The sequence below is a fragment of the Gemmatimonadales bacterium genome, assembly GCA_030697825.1.
In the GTDB taxonomy this organism is placed as follows: domain Bacteria; phylum Gemmatimonadota; class Gemmatimonadetes; order Gemmatimonadales; family JACORV01; genus JACORV01.
This window is the reverse complement of record JAUYOW010000042.1, coordinates 1-1,363: the sequence shown is the minus strand read 5'-3', so window position 1 is coordinate 1,363 and position 1,363 is coordinate 1. Positions and strand designations below refer to the sequence as shown.

At 70.6% G+C, this 1,363-nt stretch carries 1 protein-coding gene; it reads right to left on the bottom strand.

Features of this window, described 5'->3' with window-relative positions:
• Positions 1–140 precede the first annotated feature (140 nt).
• Positions 141–1,262, bottom strand: a complete 1,122-nt coding sequence (locus Q8Q85_01805) for an aminotransferase class I/II-fold pyridoxal phosphate-dependent enzyme (protein MDP3772979.1) — start codon at positions 1,260–1,262, stop codon at positions 141–143.
• Positions 1,263–1,363: the final 101 nt, after the last annotated feature.

The following is a 1,363-nucleotide window of genomic DNA, read 5'->3' as shown; positions in this document are numbered from 1 at the left end:
GCGAGCGGGTGATCGGCACGACCGGGCTCTCGAAGGCCTATGGCCTGCCGGGACTCCGCATCGGCGGGTGCGTCGCGCCACCCGCGCATGTCGCGGAGCTGTGGGCGCGCACGGACTACACGACCATCGGCCCCACGGTGCTAGTCCCCCACCTGCCGGAAAGCTAACGCGACCCGCGCCAGCGCGGCCTCCAGGTCCTCCACCGGAGAGCCGAAGCCGAGCCGCACGAAGCGGTCCATGCCGAACTGGTCGCCCGGCACGATGAGCACGTCGTGGTCCCGCCGCAGGACTTCCGCGAGCGCCGAGGAGTTCGCCGTCGACCGGTAGCGCGCGTAGCAGATGGCTCCCGCGTCGGGTGGCCGGTAGGTGAACTCGCCATCCATCCCGGCCATCCACCGCTCCAGCACGTCCCAGTTGGACCGGATGATCCCGCGGGTCCGTTCGAAGATCTGGGCGCGCGTTGCCGGCGCGAGCGCGAGTGCGGCCAGCGCGTCGCTCATCACCGTGGGGCCGATGGTCGTGTAGTCCTTGCGCGCCCACAGCTCCGCGACATGCGCGGGTGGCGCGACGCACCAGCCGATGCGGAGTCCCGGCAGGCCATAGGCCTTCGAGAGCCCGTTCGTGACGATCACCCGCTCGCTCCGGCCCCACAGCGACTGCGTCAGCCCGCCCGCACGTTCGGCGCCCAGGTACACCTCGTCCGAGAGGATCCACGCCCCCACGGCGTCCGCGCGCGCCACGATCCGGTCCACCGCGTCCTTCGCCAAGACCTTGCCAGTCGGATTGTTCGGGTTGGTGACGATGACGAGCTTCGTCCCGGGCGCGATGGCGGCGTCGATCTCCGCGAAATCGGGATTCCAACCATTGGCTTCGCGGAGGTGGAACGGCCGCACCTCGGCGCCGAAGGTCCGCGCCAGCCCCCAGGTCTGCATGTAGTTGGGGAGCATGATCGCGACGCCATCGCCCGGCTCGATGAGGCGCCAGCAGTTCAGGTAGTTCGCTTCGGCGCTGCCGTTGGTGACGAGGACGTGATCGAGCGTCGCGCCGGGGTAGTGCGCCGCGATGGCCGCGCGCAGCCGCTCGGTGCCGTTGGACTGCGGGTAGCCGAGGGCGAGGCCGAGGAGCGGGTCGGCGGCGGCGCCGGCGAGCACGAGCAGCTCGCGGGTGCTCATCGGGTGGACGCCGCTTTCCGACAGGTTGTAGCGAACCCGGTTTTCCCAGGTGCTCTGCCAGCGTTCCATCACGAACGGCTCGAACGACATCGCCCCTCCGGGTGGAGGGGCGATTGTACCCCTGACGGGACCCGCGGGCAAGCGGCTGCTACGTGCCCCGGCGGATTCGAATGGCCCCGTTGACGGTGCGG

Bases quoted from the DNA above. Each gene is read 5' to 3' on its own strand.
- Q8Q85_01805 (MDP3772979.1), bottom strand. From the start codon at position 1,262: ATGTCGTTCGAGCCGTTCGTGATGGAACGCTGGCAGAGCACCTGGGAA.